Origin of the sequence: Alcaligenes sp. CHO6 (assembly GCF_037120595.1) — a bacterium.
Lineage (GTDB): Bacteria > Pseudomonadota > Gammaproteobacteria > Burkholderiales > Burkholderiaceae_B > Alcaligenes > Alcaligenes ammonioxydans.
This window is the reverse complement of the sequence record NZ_JBANCI010000003.1, coordinates 55,239-69,023: the sequence shown is the minus strand read 5'-3', so window position 1 is coordinate 69,023 and position 13,785 is coordinate 55,239. Positions and strand designations below refer to the sequence as shown.

The window sequence follows — 13,785 nt, the reverse complement described above, 5'->3', positions numbered from 1 at the left end:
ACCATCAAAGTTATATTGCAAGGACTCAACATGAGCAACGGTACCATCGTTCAGTGCATCGGCGCCGTGGTGGATATTCAGTTCCCCCGCGACAGCATCCCTAAAGTCTACGAAGCATTGACGCTCGTTGACGAAAGTTCGGCTTTCGCAGAAAAAGGCCTGACTTTTGAAGTACAGCAACAATTGGGTGACGGTGTAGTTCGCACCATCGCCATGGGTTCCAGCGACGGCCTGCGCCGCGGTATGGAAGTGGCCGGTTCGGGCGCTCCCATCTCCGTTCCCGTGGGTGTTGGCACCCTGGGTCGCATTATGGACGTTCTGGGTCGCCCCATTGACGAAGTCGGTCCTATCCAGTCCGACGAGCGCCGCGCCATTCACCAGCCTGCACCTACTTTCGACGAACTGTCGCCTTCCGTAGAGCTGCTGGAAACCGGTATTAAGGTGATTGACCTGGTTTGCCCGTTTGCCAAGGGTGGTAAGGTTGGTCTGTTCGGTGGTGCCGGTGTGGGCAAGACCGTGAACATGCTGGAGCTGATCAACAACATCGCCAAGGCACACAGCGGTCTGTCCGTGTTTGCCGGTGTGGGTGAGCGTACCCGTGAAGGTAACGACTTCTACCACGAAATGGCCGATGCTGGCGTTATCCAGATGGACAACCTGAGCGAGTCCAAAGTGGCCATGGTGTTCGGTCAGATGAACGAACCTCCAGGCAACCGTCTGCGTGTGGCACTGTCCGGCCTGACCATGGCCGAGAAGTTCCGTGACGAAGGCCGTGACATCCTGTTCTTTGTGGACAACATCTACCGCTACACGCTGGCCGGTACCGAAGTGTCCGCTCTGCTGGGTCGTATGCCTTCCGCAGTGGGTTACCAGCCTACGCTGGCCGAGGAAATGGGTAAGCTGCAAGAGCGCATTACCTCCACCAAGACCGGTTCGATTACGTCCATTCAGGCCGTTTACGTTCCAGCCGATGACTTGACTGACCCATCGCCTGCTACGACCTTCTTGCACTTGGACTCCACCGTTGTGTTGTCGCGTGACATTGCTGCTCTGGGTATTTACCCCGCTGTGGACCCTCTGGACTCCACCAGCCGTCAGCTTGATCCACAAATCGTGGGTGAAGAGCACTACGCAGTGGCTCGCGGTGTTCAGCAAACGCTGCAGCGCTACAAGGAACTGCGCGATATTATCGCCATTCTGGGTATGGACGAATTGTCTCCTGAAGACAAACAGGCCGTTGCCCGCGCCCGTAAGATCCAGCGCTTCCTGTCTCAGCCTTTCCACGTGGCTGAAGTGTTTACCGGTTCGCCTGGTAAGTACGTTCCACTGGCTGAAACCCTGCGTGGCTTCAAGATGATCGTCGACGGCGAGTGTGATGCTCTGCCAGAACAGGCGTTCTACATGGTCGGTTCCATCGACGAGGCTTTCGAAAAAGCCAAGACTATTCAGTAATAAGGATTGCTCATGGCTAAGCTTCATGTTGACGTGGTCAGTGCCGAAGAATCGATCTTTGCTGGTGAGGCAAAGTTCGTGGCGCTGCCCGGCGAGGCTGGAGAATTGGGTATTTTGCCCGGTCACACTCCCCTGATCTCGCGGATTCGTCCCGGCACGCTGAAGATCGTTATGGACGATGGCAGCGAAGAGCACATCTTTGTCGCTGGCGGCATACTCGAGGTTCAGCCTGGGAAAGTCACTGTATTGTCGGATACCGCGATTCGCGCACACGACTTGGATGAAGCAAAGGCGCTGGAAGCCCGCAAACATGCGGAAGAGGCCCTGCGCAACACCAAGGACAAGGCCGATATCGCTGTTGTGGAAGCCGAGCTGGCCATGCTGGCCGCTCAGGCAGCCGCAGCACGTCGTTTGCGTGACGTGCGCAAGCACTGATCCAGACATCGGCAGTGTCCGAGAAAAAGCCACCCCCAGGGGTGGCTTTTTTGCGTCTGGAGGGGGCTCAGAGGGGCAGCAGCGATCACACTGACAATGATGCTGATTGCCCCGCTGGGTGAGAAGAGATGGGGGCTTCAAATTCGAATCTGGCGTACAAGCCTAGGCTTGGTCTTGTTGTCTGCCGGGTTTGAGTTGCTCAGACAGGGTGTTTCATGCCCGGGTTAGCGGGTTTTTTGCAGAAACAAAAGGCTGTGTTCAATTCCCTTGCGCCAGTCTCTTTCTATAGTGTCCTTGCCTAGCAGGGCGTCTACACGGTCTTGCTGCAGTCCTGATTGGGCAGGTCGTCGGGCAGGTGTCGGGTAGTGGCTGGCCGGGATGGGGGTGAGTGTCGGCGCGGTGCCCAGCAAGCCCAGCTTGATCGCTTGTCCAATGATTTCCTGGGCGAAACCGTACCAGCTGATGCAGGGAAGGCCAGAGAAATGGACAATGCCTGTAAGCGGTAACGAGCCTGTGTCTGAACTTGATGCAAGCAGCCTTTCTGCCAGCTGCAAGACGATCCGCGCCAGATGGGGGGCATAGGTCGGACCGCTTGTTTGATCATCTACGAGGCTCAATTCCGAGCGTTCCTGAGCAAGCGTCAACAGACGAGTCAGAAAGTTGTTCCCAAATGGGCTGAACACCCGGCTGGTACGCAAAATGAGGGCCGAGGGCAGGGCGCGCAGAACGGCTTGTTCCCCTTCTCGTTTGCTATGTCCATAGACACTGATAGGGTTGGTCGGCGCGTCTTCCGCATATGGCTGAGCGGCCAGACCATCAAAAACATAATCGGTGGAAAGGTGCAGCATCTGAATACCGCGCTCGGCACAGACCGACGCCATCAAGCCCGGAGCGATCGCGTTGACTCGGTATGCCTGTTCGACATCGGTTTCAGCGTTGTCTACCGCGGTGTAGGCGGCAGCGTTGATCACGATATCTGCCTGGTGGCGATCCAGGGCGCGTTCAAGACAGGCGCGTTGCGTGACGTCGAGTTTCTGATGCCCCAAAGATATGAGGTGCAAGTGGGTGGCTTGCTGGGTGAGTGCTTGACCGAGTTGGCCGTGCCCACCGCTGATCAAAATCCTGGTCATGGCCGCAGAAACTGCTCCAATCCCGGGTGCATTTTGTCTTTTGCAGACAGGATGGGGTTCGGAATGGGCCAGTCGATGCCTAACCGTGGGCAGTCCCAGGCCAGCCCACCTTCATCGTCGGGTCGATAGTAGTCCGTACATTTATAGCTGACATCCGCCTCGGCACTGAGCACACAATAACCGTGCGCATAGCCAGGCGGGACCCACAGCTGTTTGTGATTGTCCTGGCTGAGTTCTACGCCAAGATGGTGTCCGAATGTGCTGGAGTGGGGGTCTATATCAACGACGACATCAAATATGGCACCGCGCGTAACGCCAATCAGCTTGCCTTGAGGCCTGGTCCTTTGAAAATGCAGTCCTCGTAGAACGCAGGCCCTGGAGCAGGACTGATTGTCCTGTACAAAGACACTGTCTATGCCGGCCAGCGTTTGATAGCGAGCCGCATTAAAGCTTTCCTTGAAATAGCCTCGTTCGTCGTGAAAGACGCGCGGCTCAATAATCAGAACGCCGGGTAAAGAGGTGGTATGAATGTGCATATCATGGGTGCAGCAAGCGGGCCAGATATTGCCCGTAGCCTGTTTTTTCCAAGGCCTGGGCCTGGGCCTGCAGAGCGGATCTGGGTAACCAGCCCTGATTGAAAGCAATTTCTTCCAGACAAGCCACTTTCAGGCCTTGACGGTGTTCAATGGTACGAATAAACGAACCCGCCTCCATCAAACTTTCGTGAGTGCCTGAGTCCAGCCACGCAAAGCCACGCCCGAGTATGGAGACATGTAGCGCATTCAAACGGAGATAGGCGTTGTTGATGTCGGTAATTTCCAGCTCGCCGCGAGCCGATGGGGTGACTTGGCGGGCTAGGTCCACGACCCGATTATCGTAAAAATACAGGCCGGTAACGGCAAGGTGAGATTTGGGCACCATCGGCTTTTCTTCAATCGACAGGGCTTTGCCTTCTGCATCTATTTCTACAACGCCAAAGCTTTCCGGATTGTTGACAGGATAGCCGAAAATGGTGGCGCCTTCAGCGCGGCTGCGGGCGGTGCGCAGCATTTGGCTAAAGCCATAGCCGTAGAAAATATTGTCGCCCAGAATCAGGCAGACGGACTCCTTGCCGATAAAGTCCGCTCCGATCAGAAAGGCCTGAGCCAGACCGTCTGGTGAGGCCTGCTCGGCGTAGGAAAGTGTTATGCCAAAGCGGGAGCCATCACCTAGCAGGCTCTGGAAATTAGGCCGATCTTCTGGGGTGCAGATAATCAGAATCTCCCGTATTTCCGCAAGCATGAGTACGGATAAGGGATAGTAGATCATCGGCTTGTCGTAGACAGGCAGTAAGTGCTTGGACACACCCATCGTAATCGGATGCAGGCGTGTACCTGAGCCCCCCGCCAAAACAATTCCTTTCACACCTGTTTTCCCAGACGGTCCAGACGGTAGGCGCCGCTTAGGATGCGTTCCCACCAGGACGTGTTTTCAAGATACCAGCGTACGGTTTTGCGCAGGCCCGTCTCTATGCTTTCTTGAGCCTGCCAACCAAGCTCCCGCCTTATTTTACTGGCATCAATGGCATAGCGCTGATCGTGACCGGGCCGATCTTCGACAAACGTAATCAGGTCTGAATAAAGGGCCAGGCCTGCCGGTTTGCGAGGGCAAAGCTCCTCAAGAATGGAGCAGATCGCCTGTACTACCTCCAGATTTCTCCGTTCCTGGTTTCCCCCGATGTTATAAGTCTGACCTATCTTTCCCCGTGTGGCCACGGCGATCAGGGCACGTACATGGTCCTCGACGTACAGCCAGTCGCGTACTTGGTCTCCTTGCCCATACACCGGTAAGGCTTGGCCTTTAAGGGCACTGAGCACCATATGGGGAATCAGTTTTTCCGGAAATTGATAGGGGCCATAGTTGTTGGAACAGTTGCTGATGACGACCGGCAGACCATAGCTGCGATGCCAGGCCCGCACCAGATGGTCGGAGCTGGCTTTGCTGGCCGAATAAGGGGAACTGGGGTTATAGGCGGTCGTCTCGGTAAAGAGCGCATCCGTTTTGCCCAGATCACCATAGACCTCGTCCGTGGAAACGTGATGAAAGCGAAAATGCGGCTTGTCTCGCGTGCTCAGTCCTTCCCAATACTGGCGACTTTGCTCAAGCAAGGTGTAGGTGCCCACGATATTGGTTTGAATGAACTGGGCAGGTCCGTCGATAGAGCGGTCAACATGTGACTCTGCAGCTAGGTGTATGATGATATCCGGCTTGAATTGCTGTAGATGCGTGGCTATCTGCGCAGCGTCGCAAATATTGGTTTGATGAAACGTGTAGTTTGGATGCCCCTGCACTTGTGCAAGTGATTCCAGATTGCCGGCATAGCTCAACACATCGAGATTCAGGATGTGGTGGTCGCTGCTTTGAAGCAAATGCCGGATAAGCGCGGAGCCAATAAAGCCGGCGCCGCCTGTCACAAGAATACGCATAGTTGGAGTGGGCGCGTGGGGGTGAGCTGGGAACTGCGCAACGGTCATGATACGGTAAACCCTCAAAGGGCGTAGGCGGCCAGGTGTTTGCCTTCACCCAGTTTGCAAGATAGCAGACATTCAAGCCTGGGGTGTCAGTCCGATTTCTTGAGTTTTCGGCCAGGGGTTGTTGTACGGGCGTATATAAATCAAGGACCGCTACGCAGTTACACGGTTAGTTGCTCTCTTTGAACGGCACGCCGGGTGTTACGGCGATTATAATTTGTTACGTCGCTTTTATTTGCTTGGCAGGACAGACCCGCCCGAAAGTGTCCTGGTCCCAGTCAGTACGAGTATCGTTTACCGTCGCTTTAGGTTTTTTTCGTCTCGTCGCATATGACTCTTCCCTCTCTTTTGACTGGTCCAGGCAACCGTTTGACATCGGGGCTTGTGTTCTTGTTCTATGCAAGCCTGTTGTCCACCAAGGATCTGTATTCGTACGCGATGGGGGCGCTGGCCCTTTTTGCACTGTGGAAAATTCCTGCGTTGCCAGCTCTTTCCCTTGAAAAACAGGAAAAGCTTATTGGGGTCTGCATGCTGTTTTTTGCGGGCATCAGTATAGGAGCGACAGTCTGGCACGGTAGCTATGCGCGCAGCTTTGAGGTCCCGGTCAAATTTGCTCTCGGCGCATTATTGATTCTATGTTTGTGTCGTTTTCCACCTAAGCCGGGGGCTTTATGGGCTGGCTTGCTCTTGGGAGCGGTCAGCGGTTTGGCTGTGGCCTATTGGAAAATGTGGCAAGTCGGTGAGTTCAAGGCCTTTGGCTTTACCGGGGCCATTCAGTTTGGAAATCTGTCGTTGACTATGGCGGTATTGCTGGGTGTGGCCTTGTGCTGGGTAATCAGTAACCCCCATCCCCATCGCCGTCTGTGGCTGGTGCTCCTGGCCGTCGGCATGCTCTGTGGCCTGCTGGGCTCTTACTACTCGGGTACGCGTGGTGGTTGGGTAGCCATCCCTTTATTTGTTTTTCTGTTTTTGCTGGCATATTTGCGACGCAGCAATGCGATGGCCTGTGTCATTGTCCTGGCCGTGCTCGGTACGGCTGCCGGCGTCTTGGCGTATCAATCTCCCCTTGTCAAAACCCGTGTGGCACAGGTTTATACAGACTTGTCCGAATACCAGGCCAACGGCGCCAGTAGCTATAGCTCTCTGGGGGCCAGGTTTGCGATCTGGGAAGCGGCATGGGACGCGATTGACGACAGTCCCTTGCTGGGTATCGGTGAAGTTCAGTTTCGCCAGACGCTGAAAGAAAAGCGGGAAGCAGGCTTGATTGGAGCAGTACCTGCGGGCTTGGCCAATACCCATAATACTTTTCTGGAAGTCTGGATGCTGTATGGGGGGCTGGCCTTGTTGTCCCTGCTGCTGATGATGTTCAGCGCGGCATGGTATTTTCTGTCATATATCCGCCATGTGGATTCAGTATTGCGCAGTTATGCCCTGGGCGGTTTATGCTTGATAGGCGGCTATATTATTTACGGGCAAACGCAAATAATGTTGATTCGCAATAATACTTTATTGTTCTTTTTGATGTCTCTGGCGGTTCTGATGGCTTTGATGCATCAGCGTCGTCGTGCTGTACTGCTTGTTGGAAATGCTTGAACGTTTTATGGTAGGTTTTGCCTGCGGGTTGATGGTGCTGTATAAGCGGTTTTTTGCGGAAAGTGCATCCTTTTAAAACTGACAGTAATTAAGTGGTTCTATTTTTTTGCAGTTATATTTTTAAGCACAATTTAAAAAAATATTAAAAATATTTCGGTAAAGTGTAGAGTTGCCTATCGTTAGCCAGAGTCAAGACATCGGCTTTTAAATTTTTTAAGAAACACTAGGAAACATGAAGAAATTTGCTCTCATTGGTGCAAGTGGATACATCGCACCTCGTCATATGCAGGCGATCAAGGCAACCGGTAACGTGCTGGTTGCTGCTATGGATCCGAATGACTCGGTAGGCATTATCGACAGCCACTTTCCCGACGCTCATTTTTTTACAGAGTTCGAACGCTTTGATCGTCATATCGACAAGCTCAGTCGTGCACAAACGGGTGAAGCAGTCGATTATATGTCCATCTGTTCGCCCAATTACCTGCATGACTCTCACATGAGATTTGCTCTGCGCTCCGGTGCGGATGCCATTTGTGAGAAACCTCTGGTGCTCAATTCCTGGAATATCGATGGCCTGCTGGATATTGAGCGCGATACGGGACGTAAAGTAAACACGATTTTGCAATTGCGTGTTCATCCCGCGATTATCGAACTGCGGGAAAAAGTATTAAACAACAAAAACAAAAAAGATAAATACGATGTGGATTTGACCTACATCACCTCTCGTGGCAACTGGTATCACCAGTCGTGGAAAGGCGATGTGAAAAAATCGGGCGGTATTGCCACTAATATTGGCGTGCATTTCTTTGATATGCTGCATTTTATTTTTGGCGATCTGCAACGTAATGTGGTGCATACCCGTACGGATAGCAAGGCAGCGGGTTTTCTGGAATATGAAAACGCACGGGTGCGCTGGTTCCTGTCTATTGACGTGGAAGACGTGCCTCAATCGGCCCAGGAAAAAGGCATGCGCACGTTCCGCTCGATCACGGTAGATGGCGAGGAAATCGAGTTTTCGGGTGGCTTTACCGACCTGCACACGCGCAGCTACGAAGAGATTCTGGCTGGCCGTGGCTTTGGTCTGGAAGAAAATCGCACTGCAATCTCGACTGTGCAGTTTATTCGCACCGCAGACATCATGCCTTTGCAGGGTGATTACCACCCCTTCCTGAAAAAATGAGCTATTACAAACACGAAACAGCCATTGTGGATGAAGGCGCACAGATCGGACCGGGTTCACGCGTCTGGCATTTTGTGCATGTCTGTGCAGGTGCCAGGATCGGGGCGGGGGTATCGTTAGGCCAGAATGTTTTTGTTGGCAACAAGGTGCTGATAGGGGACAACTGCAAGATTCAGAACAATGTTTCCGTCTACGACAACGTCACCTTGGAAGAAGGCGTATTCTGCGGCCCCAGCATGGTCTTTACCAACGTCTATAATCCACGCTCTCTTATTGAGCGCAAGGATCAGTATCGTGACACACTGGTGCGCACCGGGGCGACATTGGGGGCGAACTGCACGATTGTCTGTGGGGTCACCATAGGCAAGTTTGCCTTTGTGGGGGCAGGTGCAGTGATCAATAGGGATGTGCCCGATTACGCCCTGATGCTGGGTGTGCCTGCCCGTCAGAAAGGCTGGATGAGTGAATTTGGAGAGCAGCTGGATTTGCCTGTGAAGGGGACTGGACAGTGCGTCTGCCCGCATTCAGGAGCTATCTATGAGCTGCACAATGATCGTTTGATTAAACGGGAAGTCCAACAGCAATGATTGAATTTACGGATCTACATGCCCAGCAAATGCGCATCAAGTCTGAGATTGATGCAGGTATTGCGCGGGTTTTGCAGCATGGTCGCTATATTCTTGGCCCAGAGGTGGCAGAGCTGGAAGAAAAGCTGGCCGATTACGTACAGGCCAAGTATTGCATCAGTTGTGCCAATGGCACGGATGCCTTGCAAATTGCGTTGATGGCTTTGGGTGTAGGGCCCGGTGACGAGGTGATCACTCCCGGCTTTACGTATGTGGCGACCGCGGAGACGGTGGCCGTGTTGGGCGCCAAGCCAGTTTATGTGGATGTGGCACCGCTGACGTACAACCTGGACCCCGCTTTGCTGGAGGCGGCGATCACGCCGCGTACGAAAGCGATTATTCCGGTGTCCATGTATGGTCAGTGCGCGGATTTTGACACTATCAATGCGATTGCCTCCAAGCACGGCCTGGCTGTCATTGAGGATGCTGCCCAGAGTTTTGGCGCAACCTACAAAGGACGCTACTCCTGTAACCTGACGACGATTGCTTGTACCAGCTTTTTCCCGAGCAAGCCCTTGGGAGGGTACGGGGACGGCGGGGCGATTTTCACCAATGATGAAGGTCTGGCAACAGTAATGCGCCAGATTGCCCGTCATGGACAGGATCGACGCTACCATCACATCCGCATCGGCATCAACAGTCGTCTTGATACGTTGCAGGCGGCGATCTTGCTGCCCAAACTGGCGATTTTGTCTGAAGAGCTGGAGATGCGTCAGCGCGTGGCCCAGCGTTATCAAACCAGCCTGCAGGCCATTGGCATCGAGAGCACGCCTTTTGTGGAGCCCCACAACCGTCACGTGTATGCCCAGTACACGATCCGGGTCAAACAGCGCGACCAGGTACAGGAAAGCTTGCTCAAAGCGGGTGTGCCCACTGCTGTGCATTACCCTATCCCCTTGAACAGACAGCCCGCCGTGCAGGATCTGGATGCGGTGCTGCCGGTGGGCGACCTGATCGCCACCGAGGTCCTGAGTCTGCCCATGGGGCCTTACCTGAAAGACGACGATATGGATCACATCGTCCAAGCGCTACAGGCATGCGTACCGCTTTAATCTCGTTTAAGGCTGCGGCTTAATTCCGCAGCCATTTTTATGCTAAATAGTTACTGGAAAACCGTACTCTCCGTCTTTACTGGATCGGCGATCGCTCAGGTAATTCCTGTGCTGGGCGCTTTGCTGATTGCTCGCCAATTCGGGCCAGGCCAGTTTGGTCTGTTCTCCGCCTGGTTGGGGATTGTCATTATTTTATCGACAGCGTTGACGGGACGCTTGGAGGTGTCGCTGGCCTTGGAGCGGGATGGGCGGTTTCGTAATGCCGCTGCGTTTGCCGTTCTGGCCACGACTCTGCTGGCAGCCATACTGGTAGTGCTTGTGTTGGGCTTGGTGCATGTGCTGACCGGCTACAACTACTTTGACAGCTTGATGCTGTTACTTGTCTTGGTGCCTTGTGCCACCCTGTTCGCATTGAATCAGGCCTGGCAATCCTGGGCAGCAGCAGAAGGGCGCTTTCGTCAATTGAACATGATGCGAGTGGCCCAGTCGATTTTTGTGGTGGTGTTGCAGATTGCCGCCGGGTTCATTTGGCCTACCGCGACGGCGCTGGCGGTGTCGTATGTGCTGGGTTTGCTGCTGGCGCAGGCCTATGGCATGTGGCTATTGCCGGTGTCGATGGCTTGGATACGGCGCTGGCGACCATTGATGCAGGCCTATGCCAGACGCCATCGGAAGTTTCTGGCATATTCCTTACCCGCCGACTTTATCAATGCCTTGGCAATCCAGTTGCCCGTCATGATTGTGGCCTATCGTTTTGGGGCAGAGAGCGCTGGTTATCTGGCGTTGGTGATCCGTGTGCTGGGGTTGCCCTTGTCGTTTCTTGGCAAGGCGGTTCTGGATGTCTTCAAACGCCAGGCATCGATGGCGTTTCGTGAGCGCGGCGAGTGCCGCCACGAGTACGTACGTACGTTTTGGGTACTGGGCGCCGGGTCCGTCATTTTTGCCATTGGCGCCTACTTCTTGTCGGAGCCCGTTTTTGCCATTGCCTTTGGTGAAGAGTGGCGCCCCGCAGGCTTGATGAGCGTATTGCTGGTCCCGATGTTTACCTTGCGTTTCATCGCCAGCCCGTTAAGTTACGTAATATATATTTTTAACAAACAACAAGTCGATCTGATATGGCAGATCTGTCTGCTGGCCATGACCTACGGAGTGCTGAGTTACGTGGGTACCGAGTCTGCGGCGATCCTCATTTACTCGGTGTCCTACGCCTTGCTGTACGTGGTGTATCTGGCCATTTCGTATCGATATAGTTGTGGTGAATCGCACAAACAGCGAGCAAGTTTATGATCGGCATCCTGGACTACGGTTGTGGCAATATTAATTCGGTCATCCGAATGATTCAAAAGCTGGGAGGAGAGGCCTGCAAGGTGTCTGCCCCGCAGGAGGTCATGGCCGTTGAGCGCTTGATTATTCCGGGCGTGGGGGCCTTTGACCACGGTATGCAGCAATTGCACGATCGGGGGCTTTTGCCTGTTCTGGAGCACTATGCCCTGCAGGATAAAAAGCCCGTATTGGGCATCTGCCTGGGCATGCAGTTGATGTGTCGTGCCAGCGAAGAAGGCACCTTGCCCGGTCTTGGCTGGATTGATGCCCAGGTACGGCGCTTTCAAAGCACGCCCGAACGGCCCTTGAAGATCCCCCACATGGGATGGTCGGAAGTGGATATTGCCAAGCCCAACCCCTTGCTGCAGGAAGGCGAGCGCCGTCATCGCTTTTATTTTGTCCATGCCTACAAGGTCGAGGCCGCTTGTGCTCAGGATGTCTTGGCGACAGCCGACTATGGCGGCACGTTCGTGGCCGCCTTCCAGCGCGAGAACGTCATGGGCGTGCAGTTCCACCCCGAGAAAAGTCACCAGTTTGGATTTGGTTTGATGAAGAACTTTATGGCTGAGACCGCATGAAGCCACGTGTTATTCCTGTCCTGTCTTTGAAAAATGGGGGCCTGGTTAAAACCCGCCGCTATCAAGATCCCAAATACGTGGGCGACCCGACCAACGCAATTCGTATCTTCAACGAGAAGGAGGTCGATGAGCTGGTCGTGTTGGATATCGGCGCCTCCAGCGCAGGTACCACGCCTGATCTGGATGTGGTGCGCCTGTTTGCCGAAGAGTGCTTTATGCCCTTGACGTACGGGGGCGGTATCCAGAACATGCAGCAGGTCGAGCGGATTTTTGATCTGGGCATTGAGAAGGTCAGTTTGCAATCGGCTGTGCTGAACGATACGCGCTTGATACAGGATATTGCCCGGGTGTATGGCCAGCAAAGTGTGGTGTTGGGTGTTGATATTAAAAAAAACTGGCTCAAGCAGCCCAAGCTGTATAGTTCGCAGTCGGGTAAATTGCTGAACCGCCCTATTTACGATTATTTGGCTGAACGGGTTGATGCGGGAGTAGGGGAAGTCCTCTTGAGCGCAGTAGACCATGACGGCATGATGGACGGCTACGATCTGGATTTGATCCATTCGGTCGCCAGCCGCTTGCCGGTGCCCGTGGTGGCCCTGGGCGGAGCTCGTTCGATGGACGATTTCAACCTGGCATTGAAGGCCGGTGCTTCGGCCGTCGCGGCCGGCGCCATGTTTGTATTCAAAGGCCCACACCGTGCGGTATTGATCAATTACCCGAAACGGGCCGAGTTTGACTCTTTGGATGATATTGAATGAATCAACATTACCAGGTGTGTACGCGCTGTGTGATGGACACCAGCGCACGCGACATTGTTTTCAACAGTGATGGCGTCTGCAACTACTGCACGGACCTGGAGGCAGGCACCAAGAACACGTTGGGGCTGGCACCGGAAGAAAAAGAGCGACGCTTGCAGGCCTTGGTGGCCGAGGTCAAGGCGCAGGGCAAAGGTAAGCCTTATGACTGCATTGTCGGGGTTTCAGGCGGGGTAGACAGCTCCTGGGTGCTGGTCAAGGCCGTTGAGCTTGGATTGCGTCCTCTGGCTGTGCATATGGATAATGGCTGGAACTCCGAACTCGCGCAGAACAATATTGAGAACCTGATCAATGGTCTGGGCGTGGATCTGTATACCCATGTGATTGACTGGCATGAGTACCGCAAGCTGATGCAGGCATTTTTTGATGCCAATGTTGTCGATATCGAGCTTTTATACGACAACGCGATGACGGCGGTGAATTACCAGCAGGCGGCTAAATATGGCCTGAAGCATTTGCTGGCCGGGACCAATGAGGCCACAGAGGGAATGCAGATTCCCGAGAGCTGGAACTGGTTCAAGTTCGACAAGAAAAATATTCGCAGCATCGCCAAGCGTTTTAGCGATGTCAAAATCGAAACCTTTCCCTTGTTTGGCATTGGCGAGTACATACGCTATGCCGTCCTACAGAAAATCCGCTGGGTTTCCATTCTGGACTTGATGGAGTTCAACAAGTTCTCCGCCATGCAGCAATTGCAGGAGCGTTATTCCTACAAGCCCTACCCGTACAAGCATTATGAGTCGATTTTCACCCGCTTTTACCAGGGCTACATCTTGCCCGAGAAGTTTGGGGTGGATAAACGACGCGTGCACATGAGCACTCTGATCGTAACCGGGCAAATGAGCCGGGATGAGGCCTTGGCCGACCTGGAAAAAATTCCTTATCACAGTCAACGGGAGCTGGAAGAGGACAAGCAGTATTTCCTGAAGAAAATGGGTTGGACTCCCGCACAGCTGGAGGCTTACATCAAGGCTCCGGCAGTGGCTCATGACTACTACCCCAGTGATCTGGCGCGTTGGAAATGGATGGCCAAGTTGTATAAACGCGTGCTCGGTCGCTCCTGATCCAGTGGTGTATAGGCGCAAGGTTTC

Annotated in this window: 14 protein-coding genes; 10 read left to right on the top strand and 4 right to left on the bottom strand. The window is 53.8% G+C overall.

Going from position 1 to position 13,785, the window contains the following annotated elements:
* Positions 1–30: 30 nt before the first annotated feature.
* Positions 31–1,452: a F0F1 ATP synthase subunit beta gene (gene atpD, locus V6936_RS12455; protein ID WP_003805012.1), complete on the top strand. Its 1,422-nt coding sequence runs from the start codon at positions 31–33 to the stop codon at positions 1,450–1,452.
* 12 nt (positions 1,453–1,464) lie between these two features.
* Positions 1,465–1,887 (top strand): F0F1 ATP synthase subunit epsilon, encoded by a 423-nt coding sequence (locus V6936_RS12450; RefSeq protein ID WP_003805014.1) that lies wholly within the window; start codon positions 1,465–1,467, stop codon positions 1,885–1,887.
* Between the two features lie 224 nt (positions 1,888–2,111).
* Here V6936_RS12450 and rfbD read toward each other — a convergent pair whose 3' ends face one another.
* From rfbD to rfbB, 4 genes are read right to left on the bottom strand one after another with little or no spacing between them, the layout of a single operon-like run.
* Positions 2,112–3,017, bottom strand: a complete 906-nt coding sequence (gene rfbD / locus V6936_RS12445) for a dTDP-4-dehydrorhamnose reductase (protein WP_336579956.1) — start codon at positions 3,015–3,017, stop codon at positions 2,112–2,114.
* Positions 3,014–3,553 (bottom strand): dTDP-4-dehydrorhamnose 3,5-epimerase, encoded by a 540-nt coding sequence (rfbC, locus tag V6936_RS12440; protein ID WP_219235219.1) that lies wholly within the window; start codon positions 3,551–3,553, stop codon positions 3,014–3,016. The genes rfbD and rfbC overlap by 4 nt, the downstream gene beginning before the upstream one ends.
* Position 3,554: 1 nt before the next feature.
* Positions 3,555–4,367: a glucose-1-phosphate thymidylyltransferase RfbA gene (gene rfbA / locus V6936_RS12435; protein WP_230406339.1), complete on the bottom strand. Its 813-nt coding sequence runs from the start codon at positions 4,365–4,367 to the stop codon at positions 3,555–3,557.
* A gap of 50 nt (positions 4,368–4,417) precedes the next feature.
* Positions 4,418–5,482: a dTDP-glucose 4,6-dehydratase gene (gene rfbB / locus V6936_RS12430; protein ID WP_219235217.1), complete on the bottom strand. Its 1,065-nt coding sequence runs from the start codon at positions 5,480–5,482 to the stop codon at positions 4,418–4,420.
* Positions 5,483–6,253: 771 nt separating this feature from the next.
* Between rfbB and V6936_RS12425 the strand changes: the two genes are divergently transcribed.
* The 8 genes from V6936_RS12425 (at position 6,254) to V6936_RS12390 (ending at position 13,758) form a co-directional block, all read left to right on the top strand.
* On the top strand, positions 6,254–7,120 hold the full coding sequence (locus V6936_RS12425) for an O-antigen ligase family protein (protein WP_336579955.1): 867 nt from the start codon (positions 6,254–6,256) through the stop codon (positions 7,118–7,120).
* A 232-nt stretch (positions 7,121–7,352) separates the two neighbouring features.
* Positions 7,353–8,300, top strand: coding sequence for a Gfo/Idh/MocA family protein (locus V6936_RS12420; protein ID WP_219235214.1), 948 nt, complete (start codon positions 7,353–7,355; stop codon positions 8,298–8,300).
* The gene (gene wbpD, locus V6936_RS12415; protein WP_219235212.1) at positions 8,297–8,887 is read left to right on the top strand and encodes a UDP-2-acetamido-3-amino-2,3-dideoxy-D-glucuronate N-acetyltransferase; all 591 of its coding nucleotides are present in this window, start codon (positions 8,297–8,299) and stop codon (positions 8,885–8,887) included. The genes V6936_RS12420 and wbpD overlap by 4 nt, the downstream gene beginning before the upstream one ends.
* Positions 8,884–9,978, top strand: a complete 1,095-nt coding sequence (locus V6936_RS12410; protein ID WP_219235210.1) for a DegT/DnrJ/EryC1/StrS family aminotransferase — start codon at positions 8,884–8,886, stop codon at positions 9,976–9,978. Before wbpD ends, V6936_RS12410 begins: the two co-directional genes overlap by 4 nt.
* A 39-nt stretch (positions 9,979–10,017) precedes the next feature.
* Entirely contained in the window at positions 10,018–11,265 is a 1,248-nt protein-coding gene (locus tag V6936_RS12405; RefSeq protein ID WP_219235208.1) for a lipopolysaccharide biosynthesis protein, read from the top strand.
* Positions 11,262–11,879 carry an imidazole glycerol phosphate synthase subunit HisH gene (hisH, locus tag V6936_RS12400; RefSeq protein WP_336579954.1) on the top strand — a complete coding sequence of 206 codons (618 nt, stop codon included), beginning with the start codon at positions 11,262–11,264 and terminating at the stop codon, positions 11,877–11,879. The genes V6936_RS12405 and hisH overlap by 4 nt, the downstream gene beginning before the upstream one ends.
* Positions 11,876–12,637, top strand: a complete 762-nt coding sequence (locus tag V6936_RS12395; protein WP_219235204.1) for an AglZ/HisF2 family acetamidino modification protein — start codon at positions 11,876–11,878, stop codon at positions 12,635–12,637. Before hisH ends, V6936_RS12395 begins: the two co-directional genes overlap by 4 nt.
* A complete protein-coding gene (locus V6936_RS12390) occupies positions 12,634–13,758 on the top strand; it encodes an N-acetyl sugar amidotransferase (RefSeq protein WP_336579953.1) in 1,125 nt (374 codons plus the stop codon). Before V6936_RS12395 ends, V6936_RS12390 begins: the two co-directional genes overlap by 4 nt.
* Positions 13,759–13,785 lie beyond the last annotated feature (27 nt).

Bases quoted from the DNA above. Each gene is read 5' to 3' on its own strand.
- rfbA (WP_230406339.1), bottom strand. From the start codon at position 4,367: ATGGGTGTGTCCAAGCACTTACTGCCTGTCTACGACAAGCCGATGATC.
- rfbB (WP_219235217.1), bottom strand. From the start codon at position 5,482: ATGCGTATTCTTGTGACAGGCGGCGCCGGCTTTATTGGCTCCGCGCTT.
- V6936_RS12420 (WP_219235214.1), top strand. From the start codon at position 7,353: ATGAAGAAATTTGCTCTCATTGGTGCAAGTGGATACATCGCACCTCGT.
- rfbC (WP_219235219.1), bottom strand. From the start codon at position 3,553: ATGCACATTCATACCACCTCTTTACCCGGCGTTCTGATTATTGAGCCG.
- V6936_RS12425 (WP_336579955.1), top strand. From the start codon at position 6,254: ATGTGGCAAGTCGGTGAGTTCAAGGCCTTTGGCTTTACCGGGGCCATT.
- hisH (WP_336579954.1), top strand. From the start codon at position 11,262: ATGATCGGCATCCTGGACTACGGTTGTGGCAATATTAATTCGGTCATC.
- V6936_RS12395 (WP_219235204.1), top strand. From the start codon at position 11,876: ATGAAGCCACGTGTTATTCCTGTCCTGTCTTTGAAAAATGGGGGCCTG.
- V6936_RS12410 (WP_219235210.1), top strand. From the start codon at position 8,884: ATGATTGAATTTACGGATCTACATGCCCAGCAAATGCGCATCAAGTCT.
- V6936_RS12450 (WP_003805014.1), top strand. From the start codon at position 1,465: ATGGCTAAGCTTCATGTTGACGTGGTCAGTGCCGAAGAATCGATCTTT.
- V6936_RS12405 (WP_219235208.1), top strand. From the start codon at position 10,018: ATGCTAAATAGTTACTGGAAAACCGTACTCTCCGTCTTTACTGGATCG.
- wbpD (WP_219235212.1), top strand. From the start codon at position 8,297: ATGAGCTATTACAAACACGAAACAGCCATTGTGGATGAAGGCGCACAG.
- V6936_RS12390 (WP_336579953.1), top strand. From the start codon at position 12,634: ATGAATCAACATTACCAGGTGTGTACGCGCTGTGTGATGGACACCAGC.
- rfbD (WP_336579956.1), bottom strand. From the start codon at position 3,017: ATGACCAGGATTTTGATCAGCGGTGGGCACGGCCAACTCGGTCAAGCA.
- atpD (WP_003805012.1), top strand. From the start codon at position 31: ATGAGCAACGGTACCATCGTTCAGTGCATCGGCGCCGTGGTGGATATT.